At 60.4% G+C, this 15,919-nt stretch carries 15 protein-coding genes; all 15 read right to left on the bottom strand.

Annotated features, from left to right (window positions below):
- Positions 1-10 precede the first annotated feature (10 nt).
- Positions 11-895, bottom strand: coding sequence for a F0F1 ATP synthase subunit gamma (gene atpG, locus ACTJLB_RS02555; protein ID WP_020067426.1), 885 nt, complete (start codon positions 893-895; stop codon positions 11-13).
- Positions 896-1,034: 139 nt separating this feature from the next.
- Complete coding sequence (gene atpA / locus ACTJLB_RS02550; RefSeq protein ID WP_020067425.1) at positions 1,035-2,576, bottom strand: F0F1 ATP synthase subunit alpha; 1,542 nt, start codon at positions 2,574-2,576, stop codon at positions 1,035-1,037.
- A gap of 56 nt (positions 2,577-2,632) precedes the next feature.
- Positions 2,633-3,172 carry a F0F1 ATP synthase subunit delta gene (locus ACTJLB_RS02545; RefSeq protein WP_027776918.1) on the bottom strand — a complete coding sequence of 180 codons (540 nt, stop codon included), beginning with the start codon at positions 3,170-3,172 and terminating at the stop codon, positions 2,633-2,635.
- A gap of 2 nt (positions 3,173-3,174) precedes the next feature.
- Positions 3,175-3,645 (bottom strand): F0F1 ATP synthase subunit B, encoded by a 471-nt coding sequence (locus ACTJLB_RS02540; protein ID WP_027776917.1) that lies wholly within the window; start codon positions 3,643-3,645, stop codon positions 3,175-3,177.
- 139 nt (positions 3,646-3,784) lie between these two features.
- A complete protein-coding gene (gene atpE, locus ACTJLB_RS02535) occupies positions 3,785-4,054 on the bottom strand; it encodes a F0F1 ATP synthase subunit C (RefSeq protein ID WP_007180033.1) in 270 nt (89 codons plus the stop codon).
- An 81-nt stretch (positions 4,055-4,135) separates the two neighbouring features.
- Positions 4,136-4,987: a F0F1 ATP synthase subunit A gene (gene atpB, locus ACTJLB_RS02530; protein WP_440782366.1), complete on the bottom strand. Its 852-nt coding sequence runs from the start codon at positions 4,985-4,987 to the stop codon at positions 4,136-4,138.
- Positions 4,988-5,143: 156 nt separating this feature from the next.
- Entirely contained in the window at positions 5,144-5,683 is a 540-nt protein-coding gene (locus ACTJLB_RS02525; RefSeq protein ID WP_440782365.1) for an ATP synthase subunit I, read from the bottom strand.
- 583 nt (positions 5,684-6,266) lie between these two features.
- A complete protein-coding gene (locus ACTJLB_RS02520) occupies positions 6,267-7,154 on the bottom strand; it encodes a ParB/RepB/Spo0J family partition protein (protein ID WP_128596046.1) in 888 nt (295 codons plus the stop codon).
- Positions 7,155-7,172: 18 nt separating this feature from the next.
- A complete protein-coding gene (locus tag ACTJLB_RS02515) occupies positions 7,173-7,964 on the bottom strand; it encodes a ParA family protein (protein ID WP_020067419.1) in 792 nt (263 codons plus the stop codon).
- Positions 7,965-8,042: 78 nt separating this feature from the next.
- Positions 8,043-8,726, bottom strand: coding sequence for a 16S rRNA (guanine(527)-N(7))-methyltransferase RsmG (rsmG, locus tag ACTJLB_RS02510; protein WP_440782364.1), 684 nt, complete (start codon positions 8,724-8,726; stop codon positions 8,043-8,045).
- Positions 8,723-10,681: a tRNA uridine-5-carboxymethylaminomethyl(34) synthesis enzyme MnmG gene (mnmG, locus tag ACTJLB_RS02505; protein ID WP_440782363.1), complete on the bottom strand. Its 1,959-nt coding sequence runs from the start codon at positions 10,679-10,681 to the stop codon at positions 8,723-8,725. The genes rsmG and mnmG overlap by 4 nt, the downstream gene beginning before the upstream one ends.
- Before the next feature lie 161 nt (positions 10,682-10,842).
- Positions 10,843-11,595, bottom strand: a complete 753-nt coding sequence (locus ACTJLB_RS02500) for an ABC transporter ATP-binding protein (RefSeq protein WP_440782362.1) — start codon at positions 11,593-11,595, stop codon at positions 10,843-10,845.
- A gap of 11 nt (positions 11,596-11,606) precedes the next feature.
- On the bottom strand, positions 11,607-13,391 hold the full coding sequence (locus ACTJLB_RS02495) for a branched-chain amino acid ABC transporter ATP-binding protein/permease (RefSeq protein ID WP_440782361.1): 1,785 nt from the start codon (positions 13,389-13,391) through the stop codon (positions 11,607-11,609).
- A 4-nt stretch (positions 13,392-13,395) separates the two neighbouring features.
- Positions 13,396-14,451 carry a branched-chain amino acid ABC transporter permease gene (locus ACTJLB_RS02490; RefSeq protein ID WP_027776909.1) on the bottom strand — a complete coding sequence of 352 codons (1,056 nt, stop codon included), beginning with the start codon at positions 14,449-14,451 and terminating at the stop codon, positions 13,396-13,398.
- Between the two features lie 200 nt (positions 14,452-14,651).
- On the bottom strand, positions 14,652-15,812 hold the full coding sequence (locus ACTJLB_RS02485; RefSeq protein ID WP_440782360.1) for an ABC transporter substrate-binding protein: 1,161 nt from the start codon (positions 15,810-15,812) through the stop codon (positions 14,652-14,654).
- Positions 15,813-15,919 lie beyond the last annotated feature (107 nt).

Below are 15,919 nucleotides of genomic sequence, written 5' to 3'. Positions count from 1 at the left end.
ACCATGAAGGTCAGACGGCCGCCGCGCCACCGACGATTTCCGACAGTTCTTTCGTGATCGCGGCCTGACGGCTCTTGTTATACACAAGCTGCAGTTCGTTGATGACCGTCTTCGCATTGTCCGAAGCGGCCTTCATTGCGACCATACGGGCCGACTGCTCCGACGCCATGTTTTCCGCGACGGCCTGATAGACCAGCGCCTCGACATAACGCACCAGCAGTTCGTCCACCACTGCCTGTGCATCCGGCTCGTAGATGTAGTCCCACTGGGTGGTCGGCGTGGCGCTCTGCTCGTCCTTGCGCTCGAACTGATCTGCCGCCAGCGGCAACAGTTGCTCGATCACCGGCTCCTGCTTCATCGTGTTGACGAAGCGCGTGTATGCGAGATACACCGCCGAAACCTTGCCTTCCGAGTACAGGTCGAGCTGGACTTTCACCGCGCCGATCAGCTTTTCCAGATGCGGCGTATCGCCCAGATGCACGACATTCGACACCACCTTGGCGCGCAAGCGGTTCAGGAAGCCCAAGCCCTTGGTGCCGATCGCAGTTGCTTCGATCGTCTTGCCCTGGCCTTCCAGTTCCTTGAACTTCTGCAGCGCTGCACGCAGCACGTTGGTATTCATGCCCCCGCACAGACCTTTGTCGGTCGTGACGAGGATGATGCCCGCCGTCTTCGCGCCTTCGTTCGACACCATGAACGGGTGACGATACTCGGGGTTCGCACGGCTCATGTGCGCAGCGATATCGCGGACCTTGTCGGCATACGGGCGAGCAGCGCGCATGCGCTCCTGAGCGCGGCGCATCTTCGATGCGGCCACCATCTCCATCGCTTTCGTGATCTTGCGCGTGTTTTGCACGCTCTTGATCTTGCCGCGAATTTCCTTCATTCCAGCCATTGCTTGCTCCTTGTCGGCCCGAGTGAGTGCTTCAACGCTTACCCGGGTCCCATGCAAAGCGATCGAAACAGCGCGGGAGCATTCGCATGCGGCCCGCGCCGCTTCAAGGTCCGTTTATGCCTTGCGGATCACTCGCAGATCAATAAGCGCCGGACTTCTTGAAGTCTTTGACGGCCGTGTGCAGCAGGCCTTCGTCGTCCTTCGAGAGTTCCTTGTTGTCTTCGACGCGCTTGACCAGGTCAGCGTGGCTCGACTTCAGATATTCGCGCAGGCCCTTTTCGAACGGCAGAACTTGCGACACTTCCAGATCGTCGAGGTAGCCGTTGTTCGCGGCGAACAGCGAGATAGCGAGTTCCCACACTTGCAGCGGCTGGTATTGCGGCTGCTTCAGCAGTTCCGTCACGCGGCGGCCGCGCTCCAGCTGCTTGCGGGTTGCTTCGTCGAGGTCCGATGCGAACTGCGCGAACGCTGCCAGTTCACGATACTGCGCGAGGTCGGTACGAATACCGCCCGACAGCTTCTTCACCACCTTGGTTTGAGCCGCACCGCCGACGCGCGACACCGACACACCAGCGTTAATTGCCGGGCGGATACCTGCGTTGAAGAGGTCGGTTTCAAGGAAGATCTGACCGTCGGTAATCGAGATCACGTTCGTCGGAACGAATGCGGTCACGTCGCCTGCTTGCGTTTCAATGACCGGCAATGCCGTCAGCGAACCGCTCTTGCCCTTGACTTCGCCATTGGTGAACTTCTCGACGTACTCTTCCGAGACACGAGCAGCACGTTCCAACAGACGCGAGTGCAGATAGAACACGTCGCCCGGATATGCTTCACGGCCCGGCGGACGGCGCAGCAGCAGCGAAATCTGACGGTATGCCCAAGCCTGCTTGGTCAAGTCGTCATAAACGATCAGCGCGTCTTGACCGCGGTCACGGAAATATTCGCCCATCGTGCAGCCGGCGTACGGTGCCAGGTACTGCATGGCAGCCGATTCCGACGCCGAAGCGGCGACGACGATCGTGTATTCGAGCGCGCCGGTTTCTTCCAGCTTGCGGACCACGTTCATGATCGACGAAGCCTTCTGGCCGATCGCGACGTAGATACAGAACAGGTTCTTGCCCTTCTGGTTGATGATCGCGTCGACTGCGACTGCGGTCTTGCCGCACTGGCGGTCGCCAATGATCAGCTCGCGCTGGCCGCGGCCAACCGGCACCATTGCGTCGATCGACTTCAGACCGGTTTGAACCGGTTCCGAAACCGACTTACGCCAGATCACGCCCGGAGCGATCTTTTCGATCGCGTCGGTTTTCTTCGCGTTGATCGGGCCCTTGCCGTCGATCGGGTTACCCAGCGCGTCGACCACCCGGCCGAGCAGTTCCGGGCCGACCGGCACTTCCAGAATGCGGCCCGTCGTCTTGACGATGTCGCCTTCCGAAATGTGCTCGTACTCACCCAGAATCACGGCGCCGACCGAGTCGCGCTCGAGGTTCAGCGCGAGACCGAAGGTGTTGCCCGGGAATTCGAGCATTTCGCCCTGCATCACTTCCGACAGGCCGTGAATACGCACGATACCGTCGGTCACGGAGATCACGGTGCCCTGGTTGCGAACGTCTGCGCTCGCTTCAAGGCCCTGGATCCGGCTCTTGATCAGCTCGCTGATCTCAGAGGGATTGAGTTGCATTATTCGCTCCTGATAGTCAATTCTGTTGCGTGCCAGCCGCTTCAGCGCGAGGCGCTTCAGGCCGTCAGAGCCGTTTGCATGCTGGCAAGCCGCGCGCGGACCGAGGTATCGAGCACTTCGTCGCCGACCGTCACGCGTACGCCGCCGATCAACGACGAGTCGATCTCGACCGTCGGCTTCAGCTTGCGTTTGAACTTGCGTTCGAGACTTGCGACGAGGTCGTTCAACTGCGCGCCCTCAAGCGGGAATGCACTGACGATCAGCACATCGGCCGCCCCTTCGCGGGCGTTCTTCAACTCTTCGAACTGCACGGCGATTTCCGGCATCAATTGCAGGCGATGGTTGTCCACCAGCATTTGCACCAGATTCTTCGCTTGCGCGTTGTCCTTGAGCGGCGACTTGACCGCAGCCAGCAGCAGTTCGCTGACCTGGGCGCGGCTTACTTTCGGGCTCGAGGCGATCGACAGCACTTCGGGCAGACGCGCAACCTGTGCCAGCTCCTGCACGAGCGTGGACCAGGCGGCGATGTCACCAGCTTCGGCCACGCCAAACAGCGCTTCTGCGTACGGACGGGCGATGGTTGCAAGTTCGGCCATGATCAGAGCTCGGCTTTCAGTTGATTCAGCAGGTCAGCATGCGCTGCCTGGTCGACTTCGCGCTTCAGGATCTGTTCAGCGCCCTTCACGGCGAGCGCGGCGACTTCACCACGCAGCGTTTCGCGCGCCTTCACGACTTGCTGCTCAGCGTCGGCCTTCGCTTGCGCGATGATGCGAGCGGCTTCAGCCTGTGCTTGAGCCTTGATTTCGTCAGCGACTGCCACAGCGCGTTTTTCGGCGTCAGCGATACGCTGCTGACCGTCGTTGCGTGCCTGAGCAAGTTCCTGGTCGACGCGCTTGTGAGCGGCTGCCAGTTCTGCCTTGCCCTTTTCTGCAGCCGACAAACCGTCGGCGATCTTCTTCGAGCGCTCGTCGAGGGCGTTGATCAGCGGCGGCCACACGAACTTCATCGTGAACCACGCGAGGATCAGGAACACGACCATTTGCGCAAACAGGGTTGCGTTGAGATTCACGGTGTTTCCTTAAACGTTGCTAGTTCGGAAAAGTGAAACGGCAAGGCGCTCATCGATTCTGTATTCGATCAGCGCCTAAGTGCCCGTTCCGCCCTGCGCCTTTACCAGTTATAGCTCAGGCGCAAACTTCCGAGGAACCTCAGCCTGCCAGCTTCGACAGCAGCGGGTTCGCGAACGCAAACAGCATTGCCACACCAACGCCAATCAGGAACGCCGCATCGATCAGACCAGCCAGCAGGAACATCTTCGTTTGCAGCGGGTTCATCAGTTCCGGCTGACGAGCACATGCTTCGATGTACTTGCCACCCATCAGGCCGATACCGATACAGGCGCCGATTGCACCCAGGCCGATGATGATGCCGATACCGATGGCGGTCAGACCCTGGATGTTGGCGATGAAAGCTTGCATGATCACTCCTTTGTGAAAAGTCTTTTAGAACTGGTTGGAACTGGGATTTGAAAAACTACGATTCTTTAACGACTGCGCGGTTTAGTGCGTGTCGTGTGCCTGGCCGATGTACACCAGCGTCAGCATCATGAAAATGAACGCCTGCAGCAGAACGATCAGGATGTGGAAGATTGCCCACACGCTGCCGGCGATCACGTGGCCGATGAAGCCAAGCACCGTCGTGTCCGCGCCGAAGCTCCAGATGCTGCCGAGCAGGGCAATCAGCAGGAACAACAGTTCGCCCGCGTACATGTTGCCGAACAGCCGCATGCCGAGCGAGACCGTCTTCGCGACGAACTCGATGATGTTCAGTGCAAGGTTCGGGATCCACAGCAGCGGATGCGCGCCGAACGGAGCGGACAGCAGTTCGTGCACGAAGCCGCCGGCGCCCTTGATCTTGAAGTTGTAGTAAATCATCAGCACGAACACACCGAGGGCGATGCCGATCGTGCCGTTCAGGTCGGCGGTCGGAACGATGCGGTGGTGCGGGATGACTTCGGACAGACCAAGCCAGCCGATCACGTGGCCCGGCAGGTCGACAGGAATAAAGTCGAGCGCGTTCATCAGCGCAACCCAGACGAACACCGTCAGTGCCAGCGGCGCGATGAAAGTACGCGTGCCGTGGATCATCGACTTCGATTGATCCTCGACCATCTCGACCAGCATTTCGATCGCACATTGGAAACGGCCGGGTACACCGGACGTTGCCTTGCGTGCAGCCATGTGCAGGATGAAGATGGTGGCCAGACCGCAAACGATCGACCAGAAAAGGGTGTCCAGATTCCACACGTGGATGTCGAAAATCGACGTCTGGTGTCCGGTGGAAAAGTTCTGCAAGTGGTGCGCGATGTACTCGGACGGATCCATTGCGCGCGTGCCTTCGCTAGCTGCCATATCGTTAAAGCCACCCAAATTGTCGAAAATCGTCTGAGGCCGCCCCGCCGCAATGCTGTATTGCGGGAACGCGCCGGGTGCGGACCCTGTCTTATCCGCACGCTGTCGCCGGCGCCTCGCGCCGGCTTTTGAATCTTGCTGTTACCTGTTGCCTCTTCAGCGCCACGCCAAAGCGATCCAATACGTCTTGAGCGCGATGAGATAAGTCACGAGCAGCGGAACCCAGCGTACGTCGTGATACCAGAAGGCGATGGCTACAAACATCGCGATCGTTGTCCCCATCTTGAGCGCTTCGCCGATCATCCAGCTCATTGCTGTTTCGGCGCCGCTCAGCGTTCTCAGCCGCGCCGCGAACAATGCGGCCGGCACCCAGCATATCGCCCCTCCCAGGAACGCGGACAGCGCAGCAGCGCCCGGCGGCTCATAGAACAGCCACCATACCAGCGTTGCGCCTAGGGACAAGACCATTTGCGCTGCCACGACCCTTAAAGGAGTGACGCGCGATGGACGGTTCACACTGGGACCAAACAGCTTTTCAGCCTCAGCCCGCGTGAGCGGAACGATATTTTCCTGCTCGGTGTCCCACGGTTCGTCATGCGCGACTTGCTGAGCGGTAGACGCCTCTGAAACGCTGCGTTTTTCGCGGTGCCCGTCTCGCCCATTTTTCGGCGCTTGATTCGACGTTTTGACCGCCATCGCAGTGTTCCGAAGTCTCGTTCCGGTCAGCCAGCTTTCGCTGCGCTTACGGGGTTGCCGTGCAATTAAATCCGGGCGATTGTAAGCGATAGTTGCAGGCAATTCAAGACTTTAGGCCGTTCAATAAACAGTGCGAAACGACTCCTCGCAATGCGGAAAAGGCTTCCGACGAATGGTCAGCCTGTCAACTGTAAGGCGGTCTTGCAAATGTAAAATGTGCGCGTTCGTTGGACTGCTTTTCGTGTCGTCAAGCTGACGCGCAACGGTCGGAGCAGTCGTGTCGAAAACGCAACAGCGCATCATGAGCCGGCCAGCCAACGCGACGAGTCGCCTCCCCTTGCAGACTGCTCGTTACGCCCACGCTGCAGCTTGCGCGCGTAGAGCGCGTGCTGTGCCATGGCCGACCAAGTGCCTATTGAAGAAACGAAATTAGTTAGGATTCCCTAGATATGAGGTCTGCACTCCGCTGCCCCAAATCGGCGTCCGGCCGAGACCCCGGGTTCAACGCCCAGAAGTGCAATCGAGCGGCGCTCGACCATCTTTTCCGTGCCGCTCACCCGATGGATATCCGACCGTCAGAAGCTCAAGCCGTGGCGTTGCCGCGCAGCCGCACAAGAATACCCTCGAGCGCGTCCAGATCGCCGAAATCGACCAGTACCTGACCGCGGCCGCGTCGGCCGAGCTTGATTTTGACGGTTGCTGCCAGCAGATCGGACAGTTCTTCTTCAAGCCGTCTCGTGTCGCGGCCGCCGTCCGGATTGGCGCGCGCCTTGACCGCGGGAGCCGCCTTCGTGGTCGCCGTCACCAATTTCTCGGTTTCGCGCACGGACATCCGCTTGTTGACGACTTGATTCGCCAGCGTGATCTGCGTCGCTGCGTCGACCGCCAGCAGCGCGCGCGCATGCCCCATGTCGAGGTCGCCGGCGAGTAACATGGTTTGAACCGGTGTCGCGAGGTTGAGCAGACGCAGCAGGTTCGACACGGCACTGCGCGAGCGACCGACCGACTCGGCGGCCTGCTCGTGCGTGAAGTTGAATTCGTCGAGCAAACGCTGAATGCCTTGCGCCTCTTCCAGCGGATTCAGATCCTCGCGCTGGATATTCTCGATCAGCGCCATCGCGGCGGCGGCCTGGTCGGGCACGTCCTTCACGAGTACCGGGACTTCTTCCAGACCGGCAAGTCGAGCCGCGCGGAAACGCCGCTCGCCCGCGATGATCTCGTATTTGTCCGCCGACACCGGCCGCACAAGGATCGGTTGCATCAAGCCTTGTGCACGTATGCTGGCGGCCAACTCCTGCAGCGCGCCTTCGTCCATGCGCGTGCGCGGCTGATATTTGCCCGCCTGCATTTTGCTGAGCGGCAACACATTCGGCGCGCCTTCAATCACCACCGCCTCGGTGATGTCGGCGCTGCCGCCGAGCAACGCTTCCAGGCCGCGGCCCAATCCCTTCTTTCTTGCTACTGCGTTCATCGTGCTTCCTCGATCCACTTAGGATGCTTGGGGCGCGTCATTCAGTGCGCGCACCCGCTCAATCATTTCCGCGCCGAACTGCACGTAGGCTTGCGCGCCACGCGACGCCCTGTCGAACACCACGCCCGGCAGCCCATAGCTGGGCGCCTCGGCGAGGCGCACGTTGCGCGGAATCACCGCGTCGAACACCTTGTCGCCAAAGTGCTCCTTCAATTGATCGGAGACCTGCTGCTGCAGCGTGATCCGCGGGTCGAACATGACGCGCAACAAGCCGATCACTTTGAGGTCGCGATTCAGATTCGCATGCACCTGTTTGATGGTGTTGACCAGGTCGGACAGTCCTTCGAGCGCAAAGTACTCGCACTGCATGGGAATCACGACGCCATGGGCCGCGCAGAGGCCATTGAGCGTCAGCAGCGACAGCGCGGGTGGACAGTCGATCAACACGAAGTCGTATTCGCTTTCAACTGTCGCAAGCGCGACCTTCAACTGTCGCTCGCGGTTCTGCACGCTGACCAACTCGACTTCCGCTCCGGCAAGTTCGCGGTTGGCCGGCAGTACGTCGTAGCCGACGGCTTCGGGACGCATCCTGGCATCAGCCACCGAGACCCCGTCAACCAGCACTTCATAGACGGTGTTGGCGCACGCTGCCTTGTCGATGCCGCTGCCCATTGTGGCGTTGCCCTGCGGGTCCAGGTCGATAAGAAGGACTCGCTGTCCCTGCGCTGCCAGGCTGGCCGCCAGATTGACTGCCGTCGTCGTCTTACCGACTCCGCCTTTCTGGTTCGCAACGCAGAAAATTTTTGCCATCGTTGGAATGTCCCTTTGCTGCTTGAAGAAGTGATTACGTCGTCTATTTGGAATGGCGTCGTGCGCGAGTGAGAGCGGCTAGCCGCCCTCATCCACGAGAACCGTGACGAGGTGGCGCTCGGCGTCGAGGAACGGCACGTCGAGGCGGACGATCTCCTTCACGTGGGCACCCGCGGGCAACCGCCCGATTTCGTCATCGGGCCGCACGCCCTTCATCGCGAGAATGGCGCCCTGCTCTGCCACCAGATGACGGGCCAGTGTAACGAAATCGGCGAGCTCTGCGAATGCTCTGGACACGATTACGTCGAACTTTGCCGACACTTCGGCGCCCGGCCGCAGCGTTTCCACACGCCCGGTCACGACCGAGAGGTTCGTCAGACCAAGTTCAGCCTTCGCCTGAGCCTGGAAGGCCGTTTTCTTGTGGACGATGTCATTGACGGTTACGCCCCAGTCTGGGCGGACGATCGCCAACACAATGCCAGGCAAACCGCCGCCCGAGCCGACGTCCAGCACCGTGCCCGGGTTGCGCTGCGCGAGGTGCGGCACGATCGAAAGGGAGTCGAGTATGTGTTGAATCAACATCTGGCGCGGATCGCGAATGGCCGTCAAGTTGTAGACAGCATTCCACTTCGCGAGCAGCGCCACATAGTCGAGCAGTTTGCCCAGTTGCGTATCGCTTAACTCGAGTCCGAGTTCGCCTACGCCATCGGTGAGAAGTTGGTACAGCGCCTCCCGGTCAGCCCCGCCCCTCTTGACTGTCATTGCACCACCGGCTTGTTATCCGGGTCCGGTGCGGCCGTCTTTGCAGGACGACGACCCAAGCCACGCTTGAGATGAACCATCAGCAGAGAGATGGCCGCCGGAGTGATCCCCGATATGCGCGACGCCTGACCGATGGTTTCAGGACGAAATTGCATCAATTTCTGCCGGGCCTCGAACGACAGACCTCGCACTTCGGCGTAGTCCAGACCTTCCGGGAGACGCGTGCTTTCGTGCGCTTCATTCCGCTCTATTTCGTCCGCCTGCCGGTCAATGTAGCCCTGATACTTGATACCGATCTCGATCTGCTCCTTGATCTGAGCCAGCAGTACGGGATCGTCGGCTAATGTTTCCGGTGCAGCGCACGCGCCGCTTCGCAATGCTGAGACTCCGTCGTAAGTTACGCCGGGTCTGCGCAGCAAGTCGGCGAGGCTGTATTCGTGGTCGATTGGCTTGCCCAGCAACGCCGTCGCTTCATCCGCCGACAGAGTTTTCGGGTTCACCCAAGTCGTGCGGAGCCGCTCTGTTTCACGTGAAACAGCATCGCGCTTGCGGCTGAATGCATCCCAACGCACATCGTCAACGACGCCAAGCTCGCGGCCAATCTCCGTCAGCCGCATATCGGCGTTATCTTCACGGAGACTCAGTCTGTACTCCGCCCGGCTCGTGAACATGCGGTAAGGCTCTGAGACGCCGCGAGTCACGAGATCGTCAACCAGCACGCCCAAGTAGGCTTGGTCCCGACGCGGGCACCACGCTTCCTTGCCCTGAACGAACAGGCCAGCGTTGATACCGGCCAACAGGCCTTGTGCCGCCGCCTCTTCATAGCCGGTGGTGCCGTTGATCTGCCCCGCGAAGAACAAGCCGTTGATCACTTTGGTTTCCAGCGACGCCTTGAGCCCACGCGGATCAAAGTAATCATATTCAATCGCGTAGCCGGGACGCAGGATATGCGCGTGCTCCAAGCCGCGCATGGACCGCACGAGTTCAAGCTGTACATCGAACGGCAGGCTCGTTGAGATCCCGTTCGGATAGAACTCGTTCGTGGTCAGCCCTTCCGGTTCCAGAAAGATCTGGTGCGATTCCTTCGACGCGAAGCGGTGAATCTTGTCCTCGATGGAAGGGCAATAGCGTGGCCCCACCCCTTCGATCACGCCCGTGTACATTGGCGAGCGATCCAGCCCGCCCCGGATAATGTCGTGCGTGCGCTCGTTGGTATGCGTGACCCAGCACGGGACTTGGCGCGGATGCTGTTCAGCGTGGCCGAGAAACGAAAAGACCGGCACTGGGTCGAGATCGCCAGGCTGTTCCTCGAGTTGCGAAAAGTCGATGGTCCGACCGTCAATTCGCGGCGGCGTACCGGTCTTCAGGCGCCCTTGCGGCAGTTTCAATTCCTTCAGACGCGCCGACAACGACACAGCCGCAGGATCACCAGCACGACCGCCGGTGTAGTTGTTCAGTCCTACGTGGATCTTTCCGTCGAGGAAGGTGCCCGCCGTCAGCACCACGGCCCGCGAGCGAAATCGGATTCCCACTTGCGTAACCGCGCCGACCACGCGGTCGCCCTCAACCATCAGATCGTCCACGGCTTGCTGAAAGAGCCACAAATTCGGCTGGTTTTCGAGCCGGTGACGGATCGCTTGCTTGTAGAGCAGCCGGTCAGCTTGCGCGCGAGTCGCGCGCACAGCCGGGCCCTTCGAGGAATTAAGGATACGGAACTGGATTCCGCCCTCGTCCGTCGCTGCGGCCATAGCACCGCCGAGCGCATCGACTTCCTTGACCAGATGACCCTTGCCAATGCCGCCAATGGACGGATTGCAGCTCATCTGACCGAGCGTTTCGATGTTGTGAGTCAGCAGGAGCGTCTTATTGCCCATGCGCGCTGAGGCCAAAGCGGCCTCGGTGCCGGCGTGGCCGCCGCCGACGACGATTACGTCAAATTCTGTGGGAAAAAGCATCGCGGATCTCACGCCAGATCGTCGCGTGAGCCTTCAAAGGAAAAAGTATGGGCGAATTATAACGGGTTCGGTTTCGGCCCGAATTAGGCCGAATCGCCAAGCAATAAAAAAGCGGCGTGTTTCACGTGAAACACGCCGCTGAAAACTGCCGGTGAGTTTGGCTAGGCCGCCTTTTTGGCTAGCCCAAGATAGGTTTCGATAACTCGAGGATTTTGTGCCAAATCCGACGCCGCGCCCTCCAGCGCCAGTTCACCCGTCTCAAGAACGTAACCGTAGTCCGAAATCTGCAGAGCCGCGCGAGCGTTCTGCTCGATTAGAAGCGTCGCCACCCCGGTCTGACGCAAAGCGCTGATGATGTGAAAAATTTCTTTCACGATCAGAGGCGCGAGCCCCAAGCTAGGCTCGTCCAGCATGAGCAAATCCGGCTTGCCCATCAAAGCACGCCCGACCGCGAGCATCTGCCGTTCGCCACCGGACAACGTCCCGGCTGCCTGCTTGCGGCGTTCCTTCAGACGCGGAAACAGCTGGAACACCGGCTCGATCTGGTCAAGAAAGTTACGCTCGCCCGCTCGCTTGCGCCGATAGGCGCCGAGAACCAGGTTGTCCTCCACACTCATGGACGCGAAAAGCTCACGCTTCTCAGGCACCAGGCACATGCCGCGAGCGACGCGCTTCTCCACCGGCACAGCACTGACGTCCTCGCCCTGATACATAACCGCGCCCTTGGCATGACCAGTGGTCGGCAAAGCGCCCATGATGGCGTTGAGCAGCGTGGACTTGCCCGCACCATTCGGGCCGATTACCGAGACAATTTGCCCGGCTCGCACCTTGATGGCAGCGCCGTGGAGCGCCTCGACCTTGCCGTATCGGACAGACAACCCGTTCACGTCGAGAATGGGTGCAGCTGCATTCATGAGGTTCTCCATTACTCCACTCCGCCAAGGTACGCTTCGAGCACCGCCGGGTCCTGCTGCACTTCCTGCGGCAAGCCTTCGGCGATACGCGTGCCGAACTCCATCACAACCAGCCGATCAGTCAGATTCATCACGAAATCCATATCGTGCTCGACGAGCAGCACGCTCATGCCTTCCGCCTTCAAGCGACGCAGCAAGTCGGCCAGTTGGAGTTTTTCCTGATACCGCAGGCCGGCTGCCGGTTCGTCCAGCAGCAGCAAGGTAGGATCGCAGCACAGCGCACGAGCGATTTCCAAGATCCGCTGCTGACCCAACGCCAGGCTTCCGGCTTCGTCGTACATGTGCTGTTCAAGGCCGACGCGGCGAATCTGGCGGGCGGCCTCCGCCATCAAACGCGCTTCTTCCACGCTGTTCAAACGCACGATGCTTCGCCAGACGCCCGCATGCCCACGCAAGTGCGCGCCAATCGCGACGTTCTCCAATACCGTCATGCTGGGCAGCAGCTTGACATGCTGGAAGGTGCGGCCAATTCCCCGTTTGACGATTTCACGTGAACTAAGCGCGTCGATGCGCTCGCCGCGGAACGTGATCTCGCCGCTCGTCGCCTGAAGCACACCGGTCACCAGATTGAACGTGGTCGATTTGCCGGCGCCGTTTGGCCCGATCAGGCCAATGATCTGCCCCGCTTTGACTTCGAAGCTCACGTCGTTCACTGCGACCAAGCCGCCGAATTGCTTGCGTGCCTTGTTGACCGTCAGCAGGTTTTCACCGCCCGTCGGCTTGCTGCGCTGCGGCAAAGCTTCCGCATGATCCGGCAAATGTGCACGCGGGCCGCGCGGAAAAAAGCGCGCGACGAACGGCCACACGCCTTGCCGAGCGTATTGCAGTAACAGCACCATCAAGATGCCGAACACGATCACTTCGAAGTTGCCGTTCTCGCCCAACAGCTTGGGCAGCAGCGTCTGCAGATAGTCCTGTAACACGGTGAGGATTGCCGCCCCGAGCACCGCGCCCCAGACGTGCGATACACCGCCCACCACGGCCATGAACAGGAATTCGATGCCGTGATTCAGACCGAAAGGCGTCGGGTTCACCGCGCGCTGCAGGTGCGCATACAGAAAGCCGGAAACCGACGCCAGCACTGCGGCGTAGACGAAAATGACGACGCGCATCCACGCCGTATTCACACCCATCGCTTCCGCCATCATGCCGCCGCCGCGTAAAGCGCGAATGGCCCGCCCCGGACGGCTATTCAGCAGATTCTGCACAGACACGACCGCGCCGAGCACGACCAGCCAGATCAGGTAATAGATATGACGGCCGGACTCGAGATCGATACCGAAAACATTCAGCACTGGAATTCCGTTGATGCCGTCGTACTTGCCGAGCATCTCCAGGTTACCGAACAGATAGAACAGCGACAGCCCCCAGGCGATCGTGCCAAGCGGCAAAAAGTGGCCGGAGAGGCGCATGGTCACGAGGCCGAGAATCAGCGCGATCAGCGCCGTCACCAGCACTCCGGCGATCAGCGCAAGCCAGGGCGATACACCGAAGCGCGTCGTCAGATATGCAGTTGCATACGCGCCGATGCCGACAAACGCGGCTTGCCCGAAACTCGTCATCCCGCCGATGCCGGTAAGCAGCACCAGCCCGATTGCCACGATCGAATAGAGGCCAATGTAGTTCAGCAGCGTGACCCAGTACTCGGGCACGTGAATCGGCTGCGGCAACACCGGCAAGGCGAACAGAACGACGAGGAATAGCCAGAAGAACTTGTTTTTCATGATCCGTTTCATCGCTTCACTCCTCGTCCTCTTCCGCGTGCGGGCTGGCAAGACTGCGCCATAGCAACACCGGGATAATCAGCGTGAACACGATCACTTCCTTATAGGCGCTCGCCCAGAACGACGAATACGACTCCAGCAGGCCGACGAGGATCGAGCCCGCCGCCGCCAGCGGATAGCTGACGAGCCCGCCGATGATCGCCCCCACGAAGCCCTTCAAACCGATCAGGAAGCCCGAGTCGTAGTAGATGGTAGTCAACGGTGCCACGAGGATTCCGCACAGCGCGCCGAGGCCCGCTGCGAGCGTAAACGCGAGGCGCCCCGCTTGCGTCGTGCCGATGCCGACGAGGCGCGCACCGAGCCGGTTCACCGAGGTGGCACGCAACGCCTTGCCTGAAATCGAGCGGTCGAAGTACAGATACAGCGCGCCGATCAGTACAACCGCCGTCCCAACGACCCACAGGCTTTGCCCCGAAATCGACAGGCTGCCGACGTTGAACGTCGCGTCCGAAAACGCCGTGGTGCGCGAGCCTTCCGCGCCGAACATCACGAGGCCAAGACCGACCATCGCAAAGTGCACCGCCACCGCGACGATCAGAAGCAACAACGTGGTCGCTTCGGCGATCGGTTCATACGCGAGCCGGTAAACGAACGGGCCCATCGGAATCACGATCAGCAGCGTCAACGCGATCTGCGCGATCATCGGCAGTGGATGCAGGAAGACGCCTTGGGTAAGCGCGTACACCGCAACCGGGAACAGCAGATACTTGCCGACCAGCAAAGCCAGCGTGCGAGCCGCATGGCGGCGCCGCTCGGCGTGCCGTACGAGCCCCGCCACTTCGACCACGAAGCACGCAGCTCCCATTGCCATCAACAGCCAGCAGGTGGCCGGAAATTTCTGTGTTTGCAACGCGGCGAGCGTAAGCGCGCCATACGAAACAAACTCGCCCTGCGGGATAAAGATCACCCGCGTCACGGAGAACACCAGCACCAGCGCGAGCGCAAGCAACGCGTAGATAGCGCCCGTGGTGATGCCGTCCTGCGCGAGGATCGCCGCAATTGATAGATCCATACTTCCTCGTCCTGAAGCGTCGAAATCGAAACTGGAAACAGTCGTGGCGGCGCAACCCGCAGCCGTCCATCGAACCGCAATGCCTGAAAGACGACCGCCGCGCTGGAGCACGGCGCGGCGGTCGGTGCCATTGTCGTCGAACACAATGGCAATGCGGCGTCATATGCCGCACTTTGCGAGAGGCGCGTACCGCTTTTGTATTAGTCGTTCTGCAGCTTCCACTTGCCGTCGACGATCTGCACGATCACGCGTGCGCGCTTGTCGAGGCCGTTGTGGTCGGTTGTCGTCGTGTTCATGATGCCGTGCGAGACCGGCAGTTCCTTGATGCTTTCGAGCGCGCCGCGCAGTGCCACACGAAATGCCTCGGTGCCCGGCTGTGCGGTCTTCAGCGCTTCGGGAATGGCACGCTGCAGCATCTGGCCGGCGTCCCATGCGTGACCGCCGAACGTCGCGACCGAACCTGCGCCATACGCTTTCTCGTACGCAGCCTTATAAGCGAGCGAGGACTTCTTCACCGGATTCGATTCGGGCAATTGATCGGCGACGAGGATCGGACCAGCCGGCAGAATCTCGCCTTCGCAGTCCTTGCCGCAAACGCGCAAGAAGTCGTTGTTGGCCACGCCGTGCGTCTGATAAACCTTGCCCTTGTAGCCGCGTTCCTTGAGCGTCTTCGCCGGCAGCGCCGACGGTGTACCCGAGCCCGCAATCAACACTGCGTCGGGATTGGCGCCCATTGTCTTCAGCACCTGGCCGGTCACCGACGCGTCCGTGCGATTGAATCGCTCGTTGGAAACGATCTTCAGATTGTGTGCGTTTGCCGCAGCCGTAAATACGTTGTTCCAGCTGTCGCCGTATGCATCCGCGAAGCCGATGAAGCCCACCGTCTTCACGCCGTGATGCTCCATGTAATCAGCAATCGCGTCGGCCATCAGACTGTCGTTCTGCGGCGGTTTGAAGGCCCACGCACGCTTCGCGTCCATTGGCGAAATGATCGCGGCAGACGCGGCGAGAGAGATCACCGGCGTCTTGCCCTCGGAAGCAGGATCGAGCATGGCCAGAGAATTCGGTGTGACTGTCGAGCCGATAATCGCGTCGACGTGGTCTTCGTCGATCAGCTTGCGCGTGTTCTGCACGGCCTTGCCGGTGTCCGATGCATCGTCGAGGATGATGTACTGCACCGTTTTGCCGCCGATCTCCTTCGGCAGCAACGCGATCGTATTCTTTTCAGGAATCCCGAGCGATGCAGCCGGCCCCGTGGTGGATAGCGTTACGCCGATCTTCACCTGAGCGATGGCGGCGCCCGCGCCGCACATCAACGCCATCGCGATGCCGGTGCGTACCCATTGTTTTGTCTTTGTCATTGCAAGTCTCCAAACGCTGCGAAGCGCGTATCTGTTATCCGACTCGTGGGCCGGGTGTCTGAATCTAGTTATCGGATCCGGGCGTGCCAAGCATGGTTTTCCCTGCC

This window comes from Paraburkholderia sp. 22098 (assembly GCF_052045935.1).
In the GTDB taxonomy this organism is placed as follows: Bacteria; Pseudomonadota; Gammaproteobacteria; order Burkholderiales; family Burkholderiaceae; genus Paraburkholderia; species Paraburkholderia caledonica.
This window is presented reverse-complemented; position numbering and strand designations above follow the sequence as displayed.